The organism is Dokdonella sp. (assembly GCF_035511235.1).
Lineage (GTDB): Bacteria > Pseudomonadota > Gammaproteobacteria > Xanthomonadales > Rhodanobacteraceae > Dokdonella.
In genome coordinates, this window is sequence record NZ_DATKFQ010000012.1 from 140,296 (window position 1) to 161,741 (window position 21,446).

The window sequence follows — 21,446 nt, forward strand, 5'->3', positions numbered from 1 at the left end:
GCCGCGGCCGGCGTCACGCGGGTCAGGCTGCGCGCGGCTGGCGCATCATCAGCGCGAACAGCGCGGCGAGCTTGTCGCGCATCTCGCGCCGGTCGACGATCAGATCGAGCGCGCCGTGCTCGCGCAGGAATTCCGAACGCTGGAAGCCTTCGGGCAGCGTCTCGCGCACGGTCTGCTCGATGACGCGCGGACCGGCGAAGCCGATCAGTGCCTGGGGCTCGCCGATGTTGACGTCGCCGAGCATGCCGAGGCTGGCCGACACGCCGCCGGTGGTCGGATGCGTCAGCACCGAGATGTAAGGCAGCCCGGCCGCACGCAGCCGCGCCAACGCCGCGGAGGTCTTGGCCATCTGCATCAGCGAGAACAGGCTTTCCTGCATGCGCGCGCCACCGGTCGCCGAGAAGCAGACCAACGGAATGCCGTCGCGCAGCGCCTGCTCGGCGCCGCGCGTGAACTTCTCGCCGACCACCGAGCCCATCGATCCGCCCATGTACGAAAACTCGAACGCGCAGGCCACCAGCGCGCGCTCCTTGAGCAGGCCGCGCATCACGACCATCGCGTCCTTCTCGCCGGTCTGCTTCTGCGCGGCCACGATACGATCGCGGTACTTCTTGGTGTCCTTGAACTTCAGCACGTCCACCGGCTCCAGACCGGCGAACAGCTCGACCGCGGAATTTTCGTCGAACAGCGTGGCGAGTCGGTCGCGCGCGCGCATCGCATGATGGTGCCCGCATTTCGGACAGACCATCAGATTGCGGTCGAGCTCGGGGCGATAGAGCACCGCGGCGCAGCCGTCGCACTTCTCCCAGAGGCCTTCGGGCACCTTGCCCTTGGCATTGGTGCCCTCGGTGCGGGCGCGGCCGGACATCAGTTTCTGCAGCCAGTTCATGTGCGTGCCTCCTGGATCGGGTGACCAATCCGGCGCGGCACCGGATTCGGTCGAAGTCGAAGAATCAGCTGGGGTCGCGCGGCGTCGCATCCAATGCTGCGCGGATCGGCGCCAGGAATCGGCCGACACGGGCCGCGATCTCGGCCGCGTCGGCGGCGCCGGCCAGCCGCTCGACGAGCGCGCTGCCGATGACGACCGCATCGGCGCCGGCGGCGCCGATGGCGGCAGCCGATGCCGCGTCGCGCACGCCGAAGCCGACCGCGATCGGCACTGCGGCCGCACGGCGGATCGCGGCGATGCGCTGCGCGATCTCGCCGGTTTCGAGGCGGTCGGCACCGGTCACGCCGGCGAACGAAACCAGGTAGAGGAAGCCCTGCGCGCGCGCGGTGACGTCGCCGAGGCGCTCGGGCGTCGTGGTCGGCGCGACCAGGAAGATCTGGTGCAGGCCGGTCTGCGCCAGCGGCGCGGCGCGATCGGCCTCCTCGACCGGACAGTCGACCAGCAGCACGCCGTCGACGCCGGCCGCGGCCGCGTCGCGCGCGAAGCGCGCCCAGCCGTAGATCTCGATCGGATTCAGATAGCCCATCAGGACCACCGGCGTCGCCGCGTCGTCGCGACGGAACGCCGCGACGCCTTCGAGGATCAGGCCGATACCGACGCCGCGCGCGACCGCGCGTTCGCTCGCGTGCTGGATCACCGGTCCGTCGGCCATCGGATCGGAGAACGGCACGCCGAGCTCGATCAGGTCGGCGCCGGACGCGACCAGGGCATGCATCGTCGGCACCAGCAGGTCCGGCGACGGATCGCCGGCGGTGACGAACGGAATCAGGCCGATGCGGCCGGCAGCGCGCAGCTGCGCATAGCGCGCGTCGATGCGGTTCATGTCAGGCTGATCCCTTCGCGCGCGGCGATCGTGTGCACGTCCTTGTCGCCGCGGCCGGACAGGTTGACCAGGATCAGCGCATCGCGCGGCAGCTCGCGCGCCAGCTTGATGCCCTGCGCGATCGCATGGCTGGACTCGAGCGCGGCGAGGATGCCTTCGCTGCGCGCCAGTTCGTGGAACGCGGCCAGCGCCTCTTCGTCGGTGATGCCGACGTACTGGGCACGTCCGCTGTCCTTGAGCCAGGCGTGCTCGGGACCGACGCCGGGATAGTCCAGGCCGGCCGAGATCGAATGGGTCTCGATGATCTGGCCGTTGTCGTCGCACAGCACGTAGGTGCGGTTGCCGTGCAGGATGCCCGGCCGGCCCGCGGCCAGCGAGGCCGCATGGCGGCCGCTGGCGATGCCGTCGCCGGCGGCTTCGGCCCCGACGATGCGCACGTCCGCGTCGCCGAGGAACGCATGGAACAGGCCGATCGCATTGGAGCCGCCGCCGACGCAGGCGACCAGCACGTCGGGCAGCCGGCCGTAGCCTTCGAGCATCTGCGCGCGCGCCTCGCGGCCGACCACGGCGTTGAAGTCGCGCACCATCATCGGATACGGATGCGGTCCGGCCACCGTGCCGATGATGTAGAACGTGTCGGCGACGTGGGTCACCCAGTCGCGCATCGCTTCGTTCAGCGCATCCTTGAGCGTCCTGGAGCCGGACGTCACCGGCACCACCTCGGCGCCGAGCAGTTTCATCCGGTACACGTTGATCGCCTGGCGCTCGACGTCGACCGCGCCCATGTAGACCACGCAGTCCAGGCCAAGCCGCGCGCAGACCGTCGCGGTCGCGACGCCGTGCTGGCCGGCGCCGGTTTCGGCGATGATGCGCCGCTTGCCCATGCGGCGCGCCAGCAGGGCCTGACCGATCGTGTTGTTGATCTTGTGCGCGCCGGTGTGGTTGAGATCCTCGCGCTTGAGCAGGATCTGCGCCCCGCCGACCTTCCGCGACAGGCGCTCAGCGTGATAGATCGGCGACGGCCGTCCGACGTAGAACTTGAGATCGCGCTCGAACTCGGCGACGAACGCCGGGTCGGCGCGTGCCGCTTCATAGGCGGCGCTCAGCTCGGCCAGCGGCACCATCAGGGTCTCGGCCACGTAGCTGCCGCCGAAGTCGCCGAAGTGGCCGCGTGCGTCGGGCAGAGTCCTGGAACCGGTCGAAGGCATCATCGTCTCATCCGCAGTCGGCGGCCCTCACGGCCGCCGCGAAAGCACGCATTTTCGCATCATCCTTGAGGCCGGGGGCGGTTTCGATGCCGCTCGACACGTCGACGGCATACGGACGCGTGCGCGCGATCGCCTCGCCGACGGTCCCGGCCGTCAGTCCGCCGGCGAGCACGACCGGCCGGGATAGCCCGCGGGCGCGCGCCCAGTCGAAGCGCTGGCCGGTGCCGCCGGCTTCGCCGGCCGCGTGCGCGTCCAGCACGAAACCCGAAGCGCGCGGGTAGGCATCCAGATGGGCGGGCACGTCCGCAACCGACGCCATCGCGACCGCCTTCAGATACGGCCGCGCGAAGCCGTCGCAGAACGCGGCCGGCTCGCTGCCGTGGAACTGGATCAGATCCGCGCCAAACGCATCCAGTACCGCCGCGATCCAGGCCGGCTCGTCGTCCATGAACAGCGCGACCGCGCAGACGAACGGCGGCAGGGTCGCACGGATCGCCGCGGCGGCCGCCGGCTCGACGAAGCGGCGACTGCGCCGCGTGAACACGAAACCGAGCGCATCGACACCGAGCGCGACCGCGCAGGCGGCGTCCTGCGCACGCGTGATGCCGCAGAACTTGATGCGGGTCCGCCCGTTCATATGCGGTCCCCGGGCGCGCTCGAGACCTCGGCCGGCAGCCCGGCCGGCTGCGGATACAGCGGCCCCACGAAGCACAGACCGGTCGCCGGCGCGGTGGGACCGGCGCGGTCGCGGTCGCGGCCGGCCAGCAGGTCGCCGAGCCAGCCCGGCGCGCGCTCGCCGCGACCGATCGGCAGCAGCGAGCCGACGATGTTGCGGACCATGTGATGCAGGAACGCGTTGGCCTGCACCTCGATGTGCACGTACTCGCCCTCGCGCGCGACCGCGATCGCGTGCACGCAGCGCATCGGCGACCGCGCCTGGCAGGCACTGGTGCGGAACGCGCTGAAGTCGTGCTCGCCGACCAGTGCCTGCGCGGCCGCCTGCATCGTCACGGCGTCCAGCGGCACGCGCTCCCAGGTCACGAAGCGGGCGTCGAGCGCGGGCCGGACGCTGCGATTGAGGATCGAATAGCGGTAGCGGCGGGCGCGCGCACCGAACCGCGCATGAAAGGCATCCTCGACCGGTGTCGCCCAGCGCACGGCGATGCTCGGCGGCAGCTGCGAGTTGCTGCCGAGCACCCAGGCGCGCGTGCTGCGCTCGGCCTCGGTGTCGAAATGGACGACCTGGCAGCGCGCGTGGACGCCGGCGTCGGTGCGCCCGGCACAGGTGACCTCGACCGGCCGCGCCGCGACGAAGCTCAACGCGTCCTCGAGCGCAGCCTGCACCGTCGGCCCGTGACGCAGCCGCTGCCAGCCGAGGAAATCGGTGCCGTCGTACTCGACACCGAGAGCGATGCGCAAGGTCCTGACTCCGCCGCGTTGGAAAAAGAGCGCGATTGTAAGCGGCCGACCGCAAAAACGGCGAGGCCGGGATCGCTCCCGGCCTCGCACGCGGTCATGGCGCACCCGATCAGACGATGCCGTCGAGCAGGCGTCGCGCCTCGTCCTTCTGCACCTGGCTGCCTTCGGCCAGCACTTCCTCGAGCATCGCCCGTGCGCCGTCCGGATCGCCCATGTCCAGATAGGTGCGCGCCAGATCGAGCTTGGTGTTGACCGCATCGTCGCCGACGAAGAACTCGTCGTCGAGCGAGGCTGCCGGCGCGGCATCCTCGGCCAGGCTCGCGCGCTCGGCGGTGTCGCGCGCCTCCGCGTCGATCTCGCTCTGGAAGTCCAGCGGCGGCAGGTCGCCGAAGTCGAAGCCGTCATCGTCGGCCGGCGCTGCGGCGGGCGGCGCGACCGGCTCCTCGATGCGGGCCGGCGAAGGTGCGTCGAAATCGAAGTCGAAATCGGTGACCGGTGCCGGCGCGGGCGCCGGGTCGAACGGATCGGCAACCGGCGTATCGAATGCGAACGCCTCGTCGTAGGCCGCTTCGTCGTTCGCGTCCGGCGCGGCCTCGGCAGAGCTGCCCGGCTCGGCGAACAGCGCATGGCCCGGCAGCAGTTCGCGGCCCATCGCCTGCACCTCGAGCCATTCGGGCTGGCTGCGGTCGATCACGTAATCGTTCATGTCGAGCGCACCGGCCTGGAAATCCTCGATGCGGCGCTCGGCGTAGAAATGGCTGAGCAGCTCGAGTCGGGCGCCGAGATCGGCCGGATTGGCATCGATCTGCGCGCGCAGCGCGGCCTCGATCGGATCGGCTGCGGCCACGGCGGCCGTGCCGGCCAGTGCGGCCGCCGACAGTGGCGAGTCGCCGAACGACTCGGCGATCGACGAACGCTCGACCGGCTTGCGACGCTTGCGCAGGCCGACCACGCCGAGCAGCACCAGCAGCAGGCCGATCGCACCGGCACCGCCGAGCACCTTCGGATCCATGAACCACGGGCTGTCGGCCGGCGGCGGCGTCACCGGCTTCGGCGGCGTCTTGACGGCCGGCTTCGGCGCGGCGGCCGGCGGCTGCGCCGGGGTGGCCGGCGGCGTCGCCGGTGCGGTATCCGAGCCGGTGGCGGTGATCGCATCGCCGGCCGGAACCGCAGGCGGCGCAGTGCCGGTCTCGGGCGTCACCGGCGGTGTGCTGCCGGCCGGATCGGCGGCAACCGGATCGGTCGGCGCCGGTGCCGGAACCGGCGTTGCGGTCGCGGACGGCTCGGCCGTGGCCGGCGCCGAGGTGGCCGCGTCGCCGCGTCCCCAGATGTCGTCCTTGGTCGGCGCGGACGGCGCATCGGTAGCGGCCGGCGGCGTCGCGCTCGCCGGCGCGGTCGTGGCCGGCACGGACGGCGTCGCCGCCATGCCGCCCTTTGCATCCTGCAGCGCCTTGAGCCGCTGCTGCAGTTCGGCGATTTCCGAGTCCTTGAGGCTCAGCAGGCGATCGTTCTTGTTCTTGAGATCTTCCAGTTCACGAACCCGCGATTTGAGCTCGCCGGCTTCCTGCTCACGGCTGGCCAGCGCTTCCTGGGTCCGCGACAGCTCGTTCTTGAGGCGCGTGTCGCCGCTGCCGCCGGCCGCGCTGCTCGCACCGACGCGATCGCTGGCAGCCAGACTGTCCTTGCCGACGGATGGGGGCACGATCGCCAGGCGCGAATCGTCGCTGGTGCGCGAGCTCGGCGACGCAGTGGCCGCCGGCGCATCGGCCTCGCCGGACGTGCGTGCGATGCGGGTCGGGCTGCCGGAAACGCCGCGCCAGTCCTCGACCTGACCGCGCACCTGTTCGGCCGCCTCGCGCAGCGAACCGACCGCGCGGATCGTCTCGGTATCGGGAATGCGCAGGATCGCGCCGCTCTTGAGCGCGTTGATGTTGTCCTTGTAAAACGCCGACGGATTGGCCTTGAAGATCGCCAGCATCGTCTGGTCGACGCTGACCTCGCCATCGGGGCGGACCTGCCGCGCGATGCCCGACAGGGTGTCGCCCTTCTGCACGGCATAGTCGCCCTCGGCAGCGGGCCTGGGAGCGGGCGGCGCGGCCGGTGCGCGGGCGACCGGCGGCGGGACGGAGGAGGTCTTCGGCGCCGGCTTCGGCGTCGCTGCCGGCAGCGGCTCGATCCGTGCGCGCTCCGGCTCGGGCGATGCGGCAACGGTGGTCGATCCCTGCAGCGCCGCGGCCATGACCGGCGGGTCGAGCAGCACGGTGTACTCGCGCAGCAGCCGGCCGTTGGGCCAGTTCGCCTCGATCAGAAGGTCGAGAAACGGATCGCGGACGACCTCGGCCGTGGTCACGCGGATCACGGTCTGGCCCTGCGCGTTGCGGACCAGCTTGAACTCCAGCGGGACCGCCGCACTGCGCGTGCGGTCCAGGCCCACGCGCTCGAAATCCTCGGCGCTGGCCAGCTGCACGATCAGGCCCTCGGCTTCCCCGGGGCTGCTCTGGATGACCGGAATCTCGGCTTCCAGCGGCTGATTCAGACGCGACTTGACCTGGATCGAGCCCAGCCCCAAGGCCATGGCATCGATACCGCTGATCGCCAGCGCGATCGCCAGCGACAGTTGCAACGGTCGTTTCATATGCAAAGCTCCCCCGGCGACGATGATCCGGAATCCGGCTTTTGGGCGGCGGATTCCTGCGAGCGAATCTCGAAACTGCCTTATAACACAATCGTAACTGCGGATCAGAGATACGTTTTGACCACCAGTTCACCGATTTGCACGGCGTTGAGAGCGGCCCCCTTGCGGATGTTGTCGGCGACTACCCACAGGTTCAATCCGCGCGGATGCGAGATGTCCTGGCGGATCCGGCCGACGAAGACCGGGTCCTTGCCGGCGGCGTGGCCGGCCGGCGTCGGGTAGCCCCCGGCTCTGCGCTCGTCGACGACGACCACGCCGGGAGCCTGCTCGAGCAGGGCTCGCGCGACCGCCGCGTCGATCGGCTCGCGGGTCTCGACGTGGACCGCCTCGGCGTGCCCGAAGAACACCGGCACGCGCACCGCGGTCGGATTGACCTGGATCGTGTCGTCTTCGAGGATCTTGCGCGTCTCCCAGACCATCTTCATCTCTTCCTTGGTGTAGCCGTTGTCCTGGAACTCGTCGATGTGCGGGATCAGGTTGAACGCGATCTGCACCGGGAACTTGGCGGGTGCCGGATCCTGGAAGTTGAGCAGGGCCGCAGTCTGCCGGCCGAGTTCCTCGCCGCCGGAGCGGCCGGCGCCCGATACCGACTGATAAGTGGCCACGTTGATGCGCTCGATGCCGACCGCGCGGTGGATCGGTGCCAGTGCGACCAGCATCTGCATCGTCGAGCAGTTCGGATTGGCGATGATGCCGCGCCTGCGGTAGCCCGCGATCGCGTGCGGATTGACCTCGCTGACGACCAGCGGCACGTCGTCCTGGTAGCGGAACTCGGAGGTGTTGTCGATCACGACGGCGCCGGCCGCCGCGGCGCGCGGCGCGTGCTCGCGCGAGACCGCGCCGCCGGCCGAGAAGAACGCGATGTCGACGCCGGCGAAGTCGAACCCCGCCAGGTCGCGCACGATCAGGCGCCGCCCTGCGTAGACGACGTCGCCGCCGGCCGACCGCGTGCTGGCCAGCGGTACCAGCTCGCCGACCGGAAAGAGGCGCTCGGCCAGGATCTCCAGCAGCGCCTGTCCGACCGCACCGGTCGCCCCGACCACCGCCACCTTGTAGGTCCTGCCGTCGCTCATCGTCGTCTCTGAAAAAGATGCAAGGAAAAAGGTCGCTGTTGATACCGTTTTGACGTGTGCGGCGCAACAGGGACAGCGCATTTTTCCGCGTTCCGGCACAATGGATCCTTTGACCGGACCGAACCGGCCCGATCGCGCGAAGAAGCCGATGAACCTGCAAGCCAACTACGAACAGATCGCCCTCAAGGACTACGCCGAGCGGGCCTATCTCGACTATTCGATGTATGTCGTGCTCGACCGCGCCCTGCCGTTCGTCGGCGACGGACTCAAGCCCGTACAGCGGCGCATCGTCTATGCGATGAGCGAACTCGGACTCGACGCGGCGGCCAAGCCTAAGAAGTCGGCGCGCACGGTCGGCGACGTCATCGGCAAGTTCCATCCGCACGGCGATTCGGCCTGCTACGAGGCGATGGTGCTGATGGCACAGCCGTTCTCGTACCGCTACCCGCTGATCGACGGCCAGGGCAACTTCGGCTCGCAGGACGATCCCAAGTCGTTCGCGGCGATGCGCTACACCGAGTCAAAGCTGACGCCGATCGCCGAGCTGCTGCTCGAGGAACTGGCGCACGGCACGGTCGACTGGACCGCGAACTTCGACGGCACCCTCGAGGAGCCGGCCTGGCTGCCGGCGCGCGTGCCGCACGTGCTGCTGAACGGTTCGACCGGCATCGCGGTCGGCATGGCGACCGACATCCTGCCGCACAACCTGCGCGAGCTGGCCAGCGCCTGCATCCGGCTGCTCGACGATCCGGACGCCAGCGTGCGCGACCTGTGCGAGCACGTCCGCGGCCCGGACTTCCCGAGCGCCGCCGAGATCATCACGCCGGCCTCCGAGCTGATCGCGATGTACGAGACCGGCGGCGGCTCGGTGCGCTGCCGGGCGGTCTACACGCGCGAAGACGGCAACCTCGTCATCACCGCCCTGCCCTACCAGGTCTCGCCGTCCAAGGTTCTGCAGCAGATCGACGCGCTGGCCAAGGCCAAGAAGCTGCCGATGCTCGAGGACTACCGCGACGAGTCCGACCACGAGAACCCGATCCGCCTGGTGCTGGTGCCGCGCTCCAACCGCATCGACCTCGACGAGACCATGCAGCATCTGTTCGCGACGACGGACCTGGAACGCAGCTACCGCGTCAACTTCAACATGATCGGTCTGGACGGCCGCCCGCAGGTCAAGAACCTCAAGCAGATCCTGACCGAATGGCTGCGCTTCCGCACCGACACGGTGACGCGGCGCCTGCAGCACCGGCTCGGCAAGGTCGAAAAGCGCCTGCACCTGCTCGAGGGCCTGCGCACGGCCTATCTGAACCTCGACGAGGTGATCCGCATCATCCGCACCGAGGAAGAGCCCAAGCCGGTCCTGATCGCGCGTTTCAGGCTCAGCGAGGAGCAGACCGACTACATCCTCGAGACGCGGCTGCGCCAGCTGGCGCGCCTGGAGGAGATGAAGATCAACGCCGAGCGCGACCAGCTCGAGGAGGAACGCGCGCGCATCAACGTGCTGCTGAACTCCAAGGCGCGGCTCAAGACGCTGATCAAGGACGAACTGCGCGAGGACGCGCGCAAGTACGGCGACGACCGCCGCTCGCCGCTGGTGGAGCGCCAGATCGCGCAGGCGCTCGACGAGTCGGCCCTGGTCGCCAGCGAGCCGGTCACGATCGTGCTCAGCGAGAAGGGCTGGGTACGCGCCGCCAAGGGGCACGACGTGGATGCGCCGGGCCTGAACTATCGCGAAGGCGACGCCTATCTGGTCGCTGCGAGGGGACGCACGACCCAGCAAGTGGCCTTCATCGACTCGACCGGCCGCAGCTATTCGCTGCCGGCCCATGCACTGCCGTCGGCGCGCGGCAACGGCGAGCCGGTCACCGGCCGCTTCAGCCTGCCGGCCGGCGCGCGGATCGACACGATCGCGGTCGCCGATGCCGGCACGCGCCTGGTCATGGCCTCCGACGCCGGCTACGGTTTCGTGACGCGCTTCGAGACGCTGCTGGCCAACAAGAAGGCCGGCAAGCAGCTGATGAACATCGACGCCGGCAGCCGTGTGCTGGCGCCGCCGCTGGTCGCCGATCCGGCACGCGACCGCATCGTCGTCGCGACGACCGCCGGACACCTGCTGATGTTCTCGGTCGCCGACCTGCCCGAGCTCGACAACGGCGGCCGCGGCAACAAGCTGATCGAGATCCCGAAGGCCAAGTTCGCGGCCGGCGAACGCGTCGCCGGCGTCGCGGTGATCGCCGAAGGCAAGGGCGAGGTGACGCTCTACGCCGGCCAGCGCAAGCTGATCCTCAAGTGGGCCGATCTGGTCGAGTACGGCGGCGGACGCGCCGGACGCGGCGGCCTGCTGCCGCGCGGATTCCAGCGCGTCGAGCGCATCGAGGCCAGCGGCTGATGCGCCGCACGCTGCGCTGGGCCGGCCGCCTGCTCGCCGCGGCGATCCTGCTCTCGGGCATCGCCGCGGCCGCCGCCTGGGCGCTGCTGCGTGCCAGCCTGCCGCAGCTGGACGGCGACGTCGCCGCCGCGGCGCTGCGCGCGCCGGTGACGGTCGAGCGCGACACGGCCGGTTCGGTGACGGTGCGTGCTGCCGATCGCAGCGACCTCGCCTGGGCGATCGGCTACGTGCATGCGCAGGAGCGCTATTTCGAAATGGACCTGATGCGGCGCAGCGCTGCCGGCGAACTGGCTGCCCTGTTCGGCGAGGCGGCCGTACCGCTCGATCGCCAGGCGCGCGTGCACCGCATGCGTGCGCGCCTGGCCGCGACACTGGATCGGCTCCCGACAGGGCACAGGGACGCGCTCGACCGCTATCGCGACGGCGTCAATGCCGGCCTCCGCGCGCTGCACGCGCGGCCGTTTCCTTACCTGCTGACCGGCACTGCGCCGGCGCCGTGGCGCAGCGAGGACAGCCTGCTGGTCGTGGCGGCGATGTTCTTCGACCTGCAGGATGCCGGCAACGCGCGCGAGCTCGGACTCTCGCGCCTGCATGCCGCGCTGTCCGAGACGGCCTACCGCTTCGTGACCGCCTCCGGCGGCGGCTGGGACGCGCCGCTGGCCGGTCCGCCGCTGCGCTGGCCGGCGCTGCCGACGCCGGCCGAACTCGACCTGCGCACGCTCGCACCGGCCGATCCGGCCGCCGTCGCGCCGTCGCAGGAGACCCCCGGCAGCAATGCCTTCGCGGTATCGGGCGCGCTGGCCGGCGGACCGGCGCTGGTTGCCAACGACATGCATCTGGGCCTGCGCGTGCCGAACATCTGGTTTCGCGCGCGGTTCGTCTATCCCGATCCGCGCCGTGCCGGCCGCGACGTCGACGTCAGCGGCGTCTCGCTGCCGGGCATGCCGGCGATCGTCGCCGGCAGCAATGGCCGCGTCGCCTGGGGATTCACGAACAGCTACGGCGACTTCGCCGACTGGGTCCGCGTCTCGATCGACGCGGCCGATCCGGACCGCTATCGCAGCACCGACGGCTGGGCGCCGGTCGCGACGATCCGAGAGACGATCGCCGTGCACGGCGGCGCCGACATCGCGCTCGACGTGCGCGAAACCGCCTGGGGACCGCTGCTCGCCGATGATGCCGACGGCACGCCGCTGGCGCTGGCCTGGGCGGCGCATCGGCCCGGCGCGATCGATCTCGGCCTGCTCGCGCTCGACACCGCCGAGACGGTCGACGAGGCCGTCGCGATCGCGCAGTCGAGCGGGATCCCCGCGCAGAACTTCGTCGTCGGCGACCGCGCCGGCCACATCGCCTGGACCATCGCCGGCCGCATCCCGAGGCGCAGCGGCGATTACGATGCGAGCCTGCCGTCGGACTGGAGCCGGCCCGGCGTCGGCTGGGACGGCTGGATCGAGGCCGCGCAGCACCCGCTGATCGCCGATCCGCCGTGGCAGCGCATCTGGAGCGGCAACCAGCGCATGGTCGAATCGCCTTGGCTCGACGTGCTCGGCGACGGCGGCTACGACCTCGGCGTCCGCGCGATGCGCATCCGCGACGACCTCGCGGCGCGCGAGCGCTTCACGCCGCAGGACATGCTCGCGATCCAGCTCGACGACCAGGCGACGCTGCTCGAATCGTGGAAGAACGCCCTGGCGCGTCAGCTGGACGCGATGGCAGCCGGACCGGATCGCGACGCGCTGCGCGCGGCGCTCGCCGACTGGACCGGCAAGGCCGACGTCGATTCGGTCGGCTACCGCATCGTGCGCGCCTGGCGCGAGGAGGTCGTCCAGACCGTGCGTGGAGGCTTCACGGCCGCCGTGCGGACGCGCTTCCCGGACTTCGCGCTGCCGCGGCTGAATCAGTTCGAGCATGCCGTATCGGCGCTGCTGCTGTTCCGCCCGGCGCATCTGCTGCCGCCCGGCCACGCGAGCTGGGACGCCCTGCTCGGCGATGCCGCGCTACGCGTCGCCGCCCGGCTCCGAGCCGAGCCCGGCGGCATCGCCGCGCGCACCTGGGGCGAGCGCAACACGACGCGGATCCGCCATCCGCTGTCGCGCGCCTTGCCGCCGTTGCTCGGACGCTGGCTCGACATGCCGGCCCAGGCGCTGCCCGGCGACAGCCACATGCCGCGTGTGCAGGGCCGCAGCTTCGGCGCGTCCGAGCGCTTCGCGGTCTCGCCGGGCGCCGAACAGGAAGGCTACCTGCACATGCCGGGCGGCCAGAGCGGTCATCCGCTGTCGCCGTTCTATGGCGCCGGCCATGCCGACTGGGCGCGCGGTGCGCCGACCCCGTTCCTGCCGGGGCCGCCGCGGCATCAGCTGAGGTTCGAGCCGGCCGTGCGTTGAGGCGATTCGGCCTCGATGCCGACGCAGGCGGCCGCGGATGTCGCGTCCGAGAAACGCACATAAAAAAACGCCCGGCCGGAGCCGGGCGTTCCAGGCGTCACCGGGGCCGACTGCCCCGGCAGCCGATCACGGTGCGTTGTTGCCGAACGAGGCCTTCGGCCGCGCGGCGACCGGCGCCAGCACCCCGCTCGCGTTGACGACCTGCGGCGTGCCGCGCTCGGCGATATGCAGCTCGGCGGCATTCTCGGACGGCGCCTGGTTCGCGACGAACGAGAACCGGAACATCGTGCCCCAGTTCAGCGGATTGGTCTTGTTCGGCGTCGCCCAGAGCACGCTGCCGTTGTAGATCGCGCCGCTCCAGTCGTTGGTCGTATCGACGTCGCCGTCGCTGAAGCGGATGTCGGTGATCGTGGCACCGCCGATCGGCACGCTGAAACTGTCGTAACCCATGTTGCTGAGCACGCGCAGGTTCGGCTCGCTGCCCTCGGTCTTGGCGCGTGCGAAGTCGAGGTTCATGACCGCATAGTCGTAGCGCCACTGCCCGCCGCCGAGGTCGGTGACCTTGACCGCAACCCGGGTATTGCCTTCGGCGCTGCTCAGCGCGACCGAACGCGCATTCGCGCCCGGCGCGCTCGGATCGACCCAGCGATCGATCGCCGGACCGAGGCGGTACTGATCGTTGCCGCCGATGCTCCAGGTGCTCGAATTGCGCGTGAACGTGACGCGCTTGGTCGCCATCGAGTTGGAGATGTTGATGTCCTGGCGCGCCAGGTACCACGATTCGAACAGATAGGTCGCGCCGGCATGGGCCGGACCGCTGAACTGCGACTCCAGCGTGATCATGCGCTGGTCGAAGTTGCCGTTGCCGGAGCTGTTCGGCGAGCCGTCGCAGTTGACGTCGTAGATCGACCCGCAGCGACCCCACTGGTTGGTCGCCGGGACGATCTCCGAACGCGGTCCCAGATCGCTGTTGCTGTCGTTGTTGCCGGTACCGTAGGTGTCCGAACAGCCGCGGCCGAGCACCTGGCTCGTGCCCGGGTGATCCAGGCAGCCGGAGTTGGTGGTCAGGAACGCGTGCTTGACGCCGGAGCGGCCGATCTGGTCGATCGAGCCGTCGGCGTTGAGGCGGTACAGGTTCCAGATCAGGAACGGATGCTGGTCGTTGCCGTACGGCTCGTGGTTGCCGGTGAACTTCTGCCACCACGGGATATCGGCCGCATACAGCGCGCTGCTGGTGCCGAGCGGATCGTTCGGAATCGTGACCTGCTGCGTGCCGTTGTTGACGTTGTTGCGCAGCGTCGAGGACGGCGTGAACACCACGCGTCCATTGCCGCCTTCGCCGGTGCAGCCGTCGCAACGGCTGTACTGCGCATTGAAAGTCTGCATGAAGAGATCGGCCTGGTAGACCGCGCCGCCGGCGCCCGGCACCGGCGTGTCGTGCCACTTGAAGCCGCCGCTGGGCTGCTGCGGATTGGCGCCCTGGCGCAGCACGTCGGTCGTCATCTGCATGTCGGCGATCGCCCAGTTGGCGACTTCCGGATGGCCCAGTCGCGCGGCCAGCTCCGGCGAAATGCGAAGATCCATCGTGCGTACGGCCAGACGCTGATTGCCGTCGATCAGCTCGTACATCAGCCGGTCGATGTAGAACCAGGCATTGCCGTCGCCGCCGACGATGTCGAGGATCAGCTCGTCGCCCGCGCGCGGGCTCAGGCGGAAGTCCCTGAGGTCGATGCGGCCGGCCGGCGACTCGATCACATAGCCGCCGCGCGCCTGCAGCGAGCCGCCGATGAAATCGTGGAGATTGCTGTTGCGCACGTCGAACTCGAGACTGCCGGTCTGGCGCAGGTCGAACATCTCGTGTTCGCGCCAGCTCAGCTGCGCGTGCTTGCCGCTGGCCTGACCGATGGCCAGGCCGATGTCCTCGGCCAGCTCGCGGTTCCAGCGCACGCCGACCGTGCCGCCCCAGGCCGACCAGTGCTCGGCACTGCCGGGCTTGATGTCGCGGCCGATGTCCGCCGCCTGGACGATTCCGGCCGCGCCGGACAGTGCGATCGCCACGGCGATCGCGAGAGATTTGCCAACCAATCCGACAGTAGTGTTCATAGAGCCCCTAGCCAGTTGAACGTGAGAAGACGTGACAGGCCCGCTTCCTGCGGACCTGCCGTCTAGTGAATTGCGGAGGACGATATGCGTCAGGGCGACGCGCCGTTGATCGGACCCTCGATGCCGCTGACGTGGATGTAATCGGACCAGTCGCCGAACGGTACCAGCATCGGTCCGGTGTTCTTGCAGACCATCGAATCCTGCGCGATGCAGGTACCGCCACTGCATCCCGGCGGCCAGTTGTTGGCCGTGCTGTCGCGGACTGCGACGCGGTAGTACAGCGCGACGGTGGTGTGATCGATCGCCTGACCGTTGACCAAGGCGCCCTGGTTCATCTGGCAGGCGCCGAGACTGTTGTCGGTGCGATCCCCATATTCGCCATCGATCTGCTTGGTGCCCATCACGTCCACCGTGTGAAAGCCGCGGCCCGATTCGTTGGTCGGGACGACGTAGTCGCCGCTGCCGGGTACCAGGCGATAACCACGGCCACTGGTCGCGTTGCGCACTTCCCAGGTGGTCGGGCCGCCGTTGACGCCACCGGTGAGACTGCGAAGCGCAGAGAACTCGGTCGTCTTGTCGACCCCGTTCTCGCTGATCATCTGATCGCCGTCGCCGTCGATGTTGAACTCGAAGCGCCAATAGTTGTGGTGCCAGTGCGTCACTTCGTTGTACGTGCCGTCCATGTTGCCGAAGCCGAAGTACGGCTGGATACGGCCGTCCTTGAAGAACGCGAAGCGCGAGCTGTACATGTACCAGCCGGCCGTGTACTGCGTGGTCAGGCGCACCTCGTCACCGAGGTCTTCGATCGTGACGCCGGACCCGCAGCTCGCTCCGGGCATCGACAGACCGTAGGGGCAGGTTCCGTAGGACGCGGTAGGATCGAGCGAACGGTCGCAAGCAGTCTTCGCGTAGGAGCCGAAGGGCGGCGTGCCGAGCGTATTGCGAACCGCGGGCACCGACAGAATGTTCGCGTTCTCGTCCTTCCAGTCGCGGTAGCAGTTGCCGCCTGCGGAGTTGCGATATTCGGCAAACAACAATGGAGCGTGCATCCGGCGCATGACCGGAATGCCGTTGTAATGGACGTCGCGCACCTCGAGACCGGACCCGTCCGGGCCGGCACTCTGGCTCGGCCGCAACCAGCACATCTCCCAGACCGGATTGACGGCCGGCCAGCTCAACTTGGTTTCGCTGCCGCTGCACGTTGGGGTCGCGGCGAGCGCCTGCTGTCCACCCATGAGGCCGAGCAACAGCAGTCCCAGACTTGCGTGATGAAGCGATTTCATGACGACTTCTCCGAGCGCTTGCCGGATTCGCTGCCGGCCTGTTGGTGATAGAACGGATAAACGACGCGGTCACGCATCAGGTCGACGATGGCGTGAGCGACGGGTGTATTCCCCTGATCCTTCGAGGCGATCACATGCACGCAGCGCGATCCGGGCTTGCAGAACGGATCGTCGGGTTCGCGCAGGATGAAGCCGCCGATCCAGATCTTCGTGTCGCCGGGCTGGTTGAGAATCTGTTCGAGCTGCGGATGCGTACGGACCAGCGCCTCGGCCCGTGCATTCTCCGCCTCGTTCAGACGCAGTGACTCGCCGGGACGGTCCTCGCTGGATACCAGCCGGCCATCGGTGTCGAACATCTTGAGCACGGTCATGCCGCGTGCGTAGTCCCACCCATACTCGACGTCGCGCACGACCTCCTGACCGTCCACGTTGAACCGGTCCTGATAGCGCCTCAGCATGACGTAGCCGCTCATGCGGCCGTCCGAGGGCGCCGCGCTCGCGATCGGTTCCTCGACCGCTTCGGGTGCCGATGGCGAGGTACAGGCGTTGAGCAGCAGCGCACCGACCGACGAGAACAATACAGCCGCGATCAATTTCATCGTGCAGGCCTTGCAGCGGGAACCGAAACCACCTGAACGTCTTCCGGCGGCGACTTGCCGTAGGCCGGATCGTTCCAGAGCGCATACATGTATTCACCGCGGCTCTGCGACTGCGGGCCCGAGTCGAACGGCCGGTCGGGCCCGCCCGCGCACAGGGTGTTCTCGGCCGGGAATCCGTGCTCGACGGATTCGTCGCGCAGGAACTCGATGTATTCCTTGCTCGAGATCTGGTACTTGAGCGCGACGCGAAGGCTGATCGGGCCCTGGGTGCCGGCCGGAATCGTAAAGGTATACGGCGTACGATCGCGATTGACCAATACGCCCGAGCCCGGCGTGGTCTCCGGATACGTGTAGCCGACCGGACGCGTCTCGTAGCCGTTCGGATCCTGGGCGGTCTTCGGACGGAACCCGAGCGGCGGGATGCGGTTGTCCTTGGCGATGCAGTTGTTCAACACGAAGTGGAACAGCTTGCGGCCGCCTTCCTCGGTCTTGCAGGTACTGGTACCCGCGTCCCAGATGCCCTGCAACGCCTCGTAGACCTTGGACTGGGCGTCCTGCGTCAGCACGCCGGTGGACGGGTCGTACGCGGCACTTTCGGCGACGACGTTGGCATTCCCGTCGCGGACCTGGACGTTGATCCACATGCGCCGTCCTTCGGCGTAGCCGGTCGGCAGCTTGTGTCCGCTCAGATTGACGATGTCCACGTTCGCGCTGATCGAGCCGGCGCTACCCGGCGAGGGTGCGGTATACGCCGTCACGTTCGCCGAGACCTGCGCGCTGGACTCGAGCATCAGGCGCGCCGCGGCGATGGTCTGGTCGTAGTCCGCGTCGTGATCCAGTCCACTGGAACCGCCGTACTGACCCTTGATGATCGCCGGAATCCAGGTGTTGCCGCCGGCCAGCTCGTGCAAGGGCAGATTGCCGGTGCGGGAGCCTGCCGGATTCTGCTGACAGGCCTTCGCTGCCGGATCCTGCGAGTCGCGCATATGGCACTGCTGGCACTGCTCGGCGCGCGCGACCGCCGGTGTGCCGGCCGGCGCCTCGCTCAGACCATCGCGGAAGATCGCGTCACCGAACAGACTCTGCTTCCATTCGTTGTAGGTGCGCTCGATCGGGAACGGAATACCGGTGTTGGTCCCGTCGTTGAGATGCAGCGTCTGGGCGTAGGTGCCGGCATCGGTCTGCGGCGAGGTGACGTTGTGACAGTTGCCGCAGATCGCCGAACTCTCGTGATAGGCCGAATAGACCCAGCCGTGCGGCGGCGTGAGGTGGCCGTCGGTGTAATTGTAAGGTCCGCGCCGGCACGGTCCGCCGTAACCGGAGCCATCCGGAGTCAGACACTCCAGCGCATCGTCGACCCAGAAATTGGCGTTCTCGAGGAACAGCGGCTGCGCCTGCGGCCCCTCGGGCATCATGCGATGACAGAAATGACAATCGACGCCGCCATAGTCGTTCAGCTTGCCGTCGGGGCGATCGTATCCCCCTTCGAGCAGGCAGCCGAGCGCACCTTGCGGGTTCGGCGCACCGCCGTTCTCGGGCTTGGTCGAGTGCCCGCGCAGCCAGCCACGCGGCGTATGGCATCGGATGCAGTAGTCGCCGACACCGGGGATGTCGTTGTTGGCGACGTCGAGCGCCGCCCAGAACAGCGGGTCGCGGGCGGCATTGGCCATCATCGAGCCGCCCCAGGTGTTGTGCGGCAGGAAACGCACGGTCGTCGCGTCGTAGCCACGGTGACACGAAGAGCAGGCCGATGCGTCGTTGAGGTTGCTCAACAGACCCGGCTGCGTGCCGTGCGGCGTGAAGTCCAGCGCCGCGACCGAGGCGGTGGCGAGGGACAGTAGAACCAGCATCAGGATGCCGAGCGAGCGGAAACCGCTCCTCCGAATCCGTCGTTCAGCGCACTGCGTTTCGTACAACGTCGAATCCCCCGCCATCCGACCCGACCTCCCGGCCGGGCCATTCCCAAGAATAAGGCGCAGTCCGCTTGCCGCGTATCACCCGTACGGCGCCGCAGCGCCGGGCCGAAGTCTTTACGAAGTGTGCCGTACGAAATGCGGCGTCGCAAAAACTCCGGCGAGTCGATCGTCCGGTCATAACATATAACCCTAGCACAGCCCAAAGCGCCGCTCCATAGCGCGAAAGGACTGGAAGCTCAGATGACGAGGGTGTCTGAACCGGTGGACTGGACGAAGCGCCCGATCTGCTCAGCGGCGAAGCCGGAGCATGCGTTCGATGATGTCTTCGTACAGCCCCGGCAGTGCCTCGAGTTCGTCCAGCGCGATCGATTCGTCGACCTTGTGGATGCTCTCGTTGCAGGGACCGAGCTCGACGACCTCGGCGCCCAGCGGCGCGATGAAGCGGCCGTCGGACGTGCCGCCGCCGGTGCTCGCCTCGGCTTCCACACCGCAGCGCATGCGGATCGCCGTGGTGACCGCCTCGCGCAGGGCGCCCTCGGCGGTCACGAACGGCTCGCCGGAACGGTGCCAGGCCAGCTCGAAGTCGAGGCCATGGCGACGCAGCAGCGACTCGACGCGCTCGATCAGTCCATCCGCGCTGCTGGCGATGCCATAACGAAAATTGAACGTCGCGCGGAGTTCTCCGGGGATGACGTTGTCGGCGCCGGTACCGGCAGCGATGTTGGAGACCTGGAACGAGGTCGGCGGAAAAGCGGCGTCGCCTTCGTCCCAGCGGATCGAGGTCAGCTCGGCCAGCGCCGCGGCGAACGCATGGATCGGGTTCGAAGCCTGCTCCGGATAGGCGACGTGCCCCTGGACGCCGGCGACGCGCAGGCGACCGGTCAGCGAGCCGCGGCGTCCGACGCGGATCAGATCGCCGAGCCGCCGTCGCGACGAAGGCTCGCCGACGATGCACCAGTCGATGCGCTGCCTGCGTTCGACGAAGGTGCGCGCGACGCGACGCACGCCGTCCAGCGCGATGCCCTCCTCGTCCGAGGTGACCAGCAGCGCCACCGTGCCGGCGTGATCGGGGTGTCGTGCGACGAAGTCTTCGAGCGCCACGCACATGGCCGCCACGCTCCCCTTCATGTCGGCGGCGCCACGCCCGTACAGCCGGCCGGCACGGACGGTCGGCGTGAACGGCGGATCGGTCCAGTCCTGCGGCGGTCCGCTCGGAACGACGTCGGTGTGGCCGAGCAGCACCAGCACCGGACCGCCCTGCCCGTGCGTGGCCCATAGATTGTCGACCTGCCCGTAGCGCAGCCGCTCGCAGCTGAAACCGCATCGGGCCAGGCGCGCGCCGAGCAGATCCTGGCAGCCGGCATCGTCCGGCGTCACCGAGGCGCGCTCGATCAGCGCGCAGGCCAGGTCGAAGACCGCGCTCACGTCGCGAACAGGCGCTTGAACAGGGCGTCGCTGAAGCCGAGGCTGACCGCGCCGTCGGCAACGACCACGACCGGGCGCCGCACCAGGGCCGGATACTCGCGGATCAGCAGCGTCCACTCGGCATCGCTGCCGGGCTGCTTGCGGGCGTCGGGCAGGTTGCGCCAGGTCATGCCGGTGCGATTGACCAGCTTCTCGAATCCACCGACCGCGGTGGCCCACTGCTTGAGCGTGGCCGGCGCGACCGGATGATCGCGGTAATCGACGAACCGGTGCTCGATGCCATGGCGCTGCAGCCAGGTCAGTGCCTTCCGGCAGGTCGAGCATTGGGTCAGGCCGTACAACGTGGTCATCTAGTCCCCCCGCAGCAGGTCGTTGATCGCGGTCTTGGCGCGCGTACGCTCATCGACGCGCTTGACGATGACCGCCGCGTACAGGCTGTGGCTGCCGTCGGCCGCCGGCAGCGAACCGGCCACGACGACGCTGCCGGCCGGCACCCGGCCGTAGCTGACCGAACCGGACGCGCGATCGTAGATGCGCGTGGACTGGCCGAGGAACACGCCCATGCCGATCACGCTGCCGCGTTCGACGATCACGCCCTCGACGACTTCGGAGCGGGCGCCGATGAAGCAGTCGTCCTCGATGATCGTCGGCGCGGCCTGCAGCGGCTCGAGCACACCGCCGATGCCGACGCCGCCGGACAGGTGCACGTTGCGGCCGATCTGCGCACACGAGCCGACCGTGGCCCAGGTATCGACCATCGTACCGGCGCCGACGTAGGCGCCGATGTTGACGTAGCTCGGCATCAGCACCACGCCCGAGGCGATGTGCGCGCCGCGGCGCACCAGCGAGCCCGGCACGAAGCGCGCGCCGACCTCGCGGAACGCGGCCTCGTCGGCATCGACGAAGCGCAGCGGCACCTTGTCGAAGCCCGGCATCGCGCCGCGGTCGACGACGGCATTGCCGTTGATCCTGAAATACAGCAGCACCGCCTTCTTGAGCCAGGCCTGGGTCTGCCAGCCGCCCTGCCCGTCCGGCTGCGCGACGCGCGCCTCGCCGCTTTCGAGCAGATCCATCGCCTGCTCGACCGCCGGGCGCAGCGTCGACTCGACATGTTCGGGATCCAGATGGGCGCGCTGCTCCCACGCCGCTTCAATCACTTGTTCGATCATGTGCTCCACAT

General features: G+C 69.0%; 16 protein-coding genes. 2 read left to right on the top strand and 14 right to left on the bottom strand.

What is annotated here, in order from left to right; all coding sequences use genetic code 11:
* Nucleotides 1-22: 22 nt before the first annotated feature.
* From accD to VMR06_RS07090, 7 genes are all read right to left on the bottom strand, one after another.
* Nucleotides 23-889, bottom strand: a complete 867-nt coding sequence (gene accD / locus VMR06_RS07060; RefSeq protein WP_325374519.1) for an acetyl-CoA carboxylase, carboxyltransferase subunit beta — start codon at nt 887-889, stop codon at nt 23-25.
* Between the two features lie 64 nt (nt 890-953).
* Nucleotides 954-1,772, bottom strand: coding sequence for a tryptophan synthase subunit alpha (gene trpA, locus VMR06_RS07065; protein ID WP_325374521.1), 819 nt, complete (start codon nt 1,770-1,772; stop codon nt 954-956).
* The gene (trpB, locus tag VMR06_RS07070; RefSeq protein ID WP_325374523.1) at nt 1,769-2,983 is read right to left on the bottom strand and encodes a tryptophan synthase subunit beta; all 1,215 of its coding nucleotides are present in this window, start codon (nt 2,981-2,983) and stop codon (nt 1,769-1,771) included. The genes trpA and trpB overlap by 4 nt, the downstream gene beginning before the upstream one ends.
* A 4-nt stretch (nt 2,984-2,987) precedes the next feature.
* Entirely contained in the window at nt 2,988-3,617 is a 630-nt protein-coding gene (locus VMR06_RS07075; RefSeq protein WP_325374525.1) for a phosphoribosylanthranilate isomerase, read from the bottom strand.
* Nucleotides 3,614-4,399 carry a tRNA pseudouridine(38-40) synthase TruA gene (gene truA, locus VMR06_RS07080; protein ID WP_325374527.1) on the bottom strand — a complete coding sequence of 262 codons (786 nt, stop codon included), beginning with the start codon at nt 4,397-4,399 and terminating at the stop codon, nt 3,614-3,616. The genes VMR06_RS07075 and truA overlap by 4 nt, the downstream gene beginning before the upstream one ends.
* A gap of 109 nt (nt 4,400-4,508) precedes the next feature.
* Complete coding sequence (locus tag VMR06_RS07085) at nt 4,509-7,034, bottom strand: FimV/HubP family polar landmark protein (protein WP_325374529.1); 2,526 nt, start codon at nt 7,032-7,034, stop codon at nt 4,509-4,511.
* Between the two features lie 104 nt (nt 7,035-7,138).
* Nucleotides 7,139-8,167, bottom strand: coding sequence for an aspartate-semialdehyde dehydrogenase (locus VMR06_RS07090; RefSeq protein ID WP_325374531.1), 1,029 nt, complete (start codon nt 8,165-8,167; stop codon nt 7,139-7,141).
* A gap of 148 nt (nt 8,168-8,315) precedes the next feature.
* On the opposite strand from VMR06_RS07090, the gene parC reads away from it, so the two are divergent.
* A complete protein-coding gene (gene parC, locus VMR06_RS07095; RefSeq protein ID WP_325374533.1) occupies nt 8,316-10,556 on the top strand; it encodes a DNA topoisomerase IV subunit A in 2,241 nt (746 codons plus the stop codon).
* Complete coding sequence (locus tag VMR06_RS07100; RefSeq protein WP_325374535.1) at nt 10,556-12,940, top strand: penicillin acylase family protein; 2,385 nt, start codon at nt 10,556-10,558, stop codon at nt 12,938-12,940. Before parC ends, VMR06_RS07100 begins: the two co-directional genes overlap by 1 nt.
* 126 nt (nt 12,941-13,066) lie before the next feature.
* Here VMR06_RS07100 and VMR06_RS07105 read toward each other — a convergent pair whose 3' ends face one another.
* The 7 genes from VMR06_RS07105 to dapD all read right to left on the bottom strand — a co-directional run bounded on the left by VMR06_RS07105 (nt 13,067) and on the right by dapD (nt 21,435).
* The gene (locus VMR06_RS07105) at nt 13,067-15,043 is read right to left on the bottom strand and encodes a hypothetical protein (protein ID WP_325374537.1); all 1,977 of its coding nucleotides are present in this window, start codon (nt 15,041-15,043) and stop codon (nt 13,067-13,069) included.
* 89 nt (nt 15,044-15,132) lie between these two features.
* Nucleotides 15,133-16,326 carry a hypothetical protein gene (locus tag VMR06_RS07110; protein ID WP_325374539.1) on the bottom strand — a complete coding sequence of 398 codons (1,194 nt, stop codon included), beginning with the start codon at nt 16,324-16,326 and terminating at the stop codon, nt 15,133-15,135.
* Nucleotides 16,323-16,799, bottom strand: coding sequence for a hypothetical protein (locus VMR06_RS07115; RefSeq protein ID WP_325374541.1), 477 nt, complete (start codon nt 16,797-16,799; stop codon nt 16,323-16,325). The genes VMR06_RS07110 and VMR06_RS07115 overlap by 4 nt, the downstream gene beginning before the upstream one ends.
* A 122-nt stretch (nt 16,800-16,921) precedes the next feature.
* Entirely contained in the window at nt 16,922-18,775 is a 1,854-nt protein-coding gene (locus tag VMR06_RS07120; protein ID WP_325374543.1) for a hypothetical protein, read from the bottom strand.
* Nucleotides 18,776-19,129: 354 nt separating this feature from the next.
* Nucleotides 19,130-20,266: a succinyl-diaminopimelate desuccinylase gene (gene dapE / locus VMR06_RS07125; RefSeq protein ID WP_325374545.1), complete on the bottom strand. Its 1,137-nt coding sequence runs from the start codon at nt 20,264-20,266 to the stop codon at nt 19,130-19,132.
* Complete coding sequence (locus tag VMR06_RS07130) at nt 20,263-20,616, bottom strand: Spx/MgsR family RNA polymerase-binding regulatory protein (protein WP_325374547.1); 354 nt, start codon at nt 20,614-20,616, stop codon at nt 20,263-20,265. Before VMR06_RS07130 ends, dapE begins: the two co-directional genes overlap by 4 nt.
* The gene (dapD, locus tag VMR06_RS07135) at nt 20,617-21,435 is read right to left on the bottom strand and encodes a 2,3,4,5-tetrahydropyridine-2,6-dicarboxylate N-succinyltransferase (protein WP_325374549.1); all 819 of its coding nucleotides are present in this window, start codon (nt 21,433-21,435) and stop codon (nt 20,617-20,619) included.
* Nucleotides 21,436-21,446: the final 11 nt, after the last annotated feature.

Bases quoted from the DNA above. Each gene is read 5' to 3' on its own strand.
- VMR06_RS07085 (WP_325374529.1), bottom strand. From the start codon at position 7,034: ATGAAACGACCGTTGCAACTGTCGCTGGCGATCGCGCTGGCGATCAGC.
- accD (WP_325374519.1), bottom strand. From the start codon at position 889: ATGAACTGGCTGCAGAAACTGATGTCCGGCCGCGCCCGCACCGAGGGC.
- dapD (WP_325374549.1), bottom strand. From the start codon at position 21,435: ATGATCGAACAAGTGATTGAAGCGGCGTGGGAGCAGCGCGCCCATCTG.
- parC (WP_325374533.1), top strand. From the start codon at position 8,316: ATGAACCTGCAAGCCAACTACGAACAGATCGCCCTCAAGGACTACGCC.
- VMR06_RS07075 (WP_325374525.1), bottom strand. From the start codon at position 3,617: ATGAACGGGCGGACCCGCATCAAGTTCTGCGGCATCACGCGTGCGCAG.
- VMR06_RS07105 (WP_325374537.1), bottom strand. From the start codon at position 15,043: ATGAACACTACTGTCGGATTGGTTGGCAAATCTCTCGCGATCGCCGTG.
- VMR06_RS07100 (WP_325374535.1), top strand. From the start codon at position 10,556: ATGCGCCGCACGCTGCGCTGGGCCGGCCGCCTGCTCGCCGCGGCGATC.
- VMR06_RS07115 (WP_325374541.1), bottom strand. From the start codon at position 16,799: ATGAGCGGCTACGTCATGCTGAGGCGCTATCAGGACCGGTTCAACGTG.
- VMR06_RS07110 (WP_325374539.1), bottom strand. From the start codon at position 16,326: ATGAAATCGCTTCATCACGCAAGTCTGGGACTGCTGTTGCTCGGCCTC.
- VMR06_RS07130 (WP_325374547.1), bottom strand. From the start codon at position 20,616: ATGACCACGTTGTACGGCCTGACCCAATGCTCGACCTGCCGGAAGGCA.
- trpB (WP_325374523.1), bottom strand. From the start codon at position 2,983: ATGATGCCTTCGACCGGTTCCAGGACTCTGCCCGACGCACGCGGCCAC.
- VMR06_RS07090 (WP_325374531.1), bottom strand. From the start codon at position 8,167: ATGAGCGACGGCAGGACCTACAAGGTGGCGGTGGTCGGGGCGACCGGT.
- VMR06_RS07120 (WP_325374543.1), bottom strand. From the start codon at position 18,775: ATGCTGGTTCTACTGTCCCTCGCCACCGCCTCGGTCGCGGCGCTGGAC.
- trpA (WP_325374521.1), bottom strand. From the start codon at position 1,772: ATGAACCGCATCGACGCGCGCTATGCGCAGCTGCGCGCTGCCGGCCGC.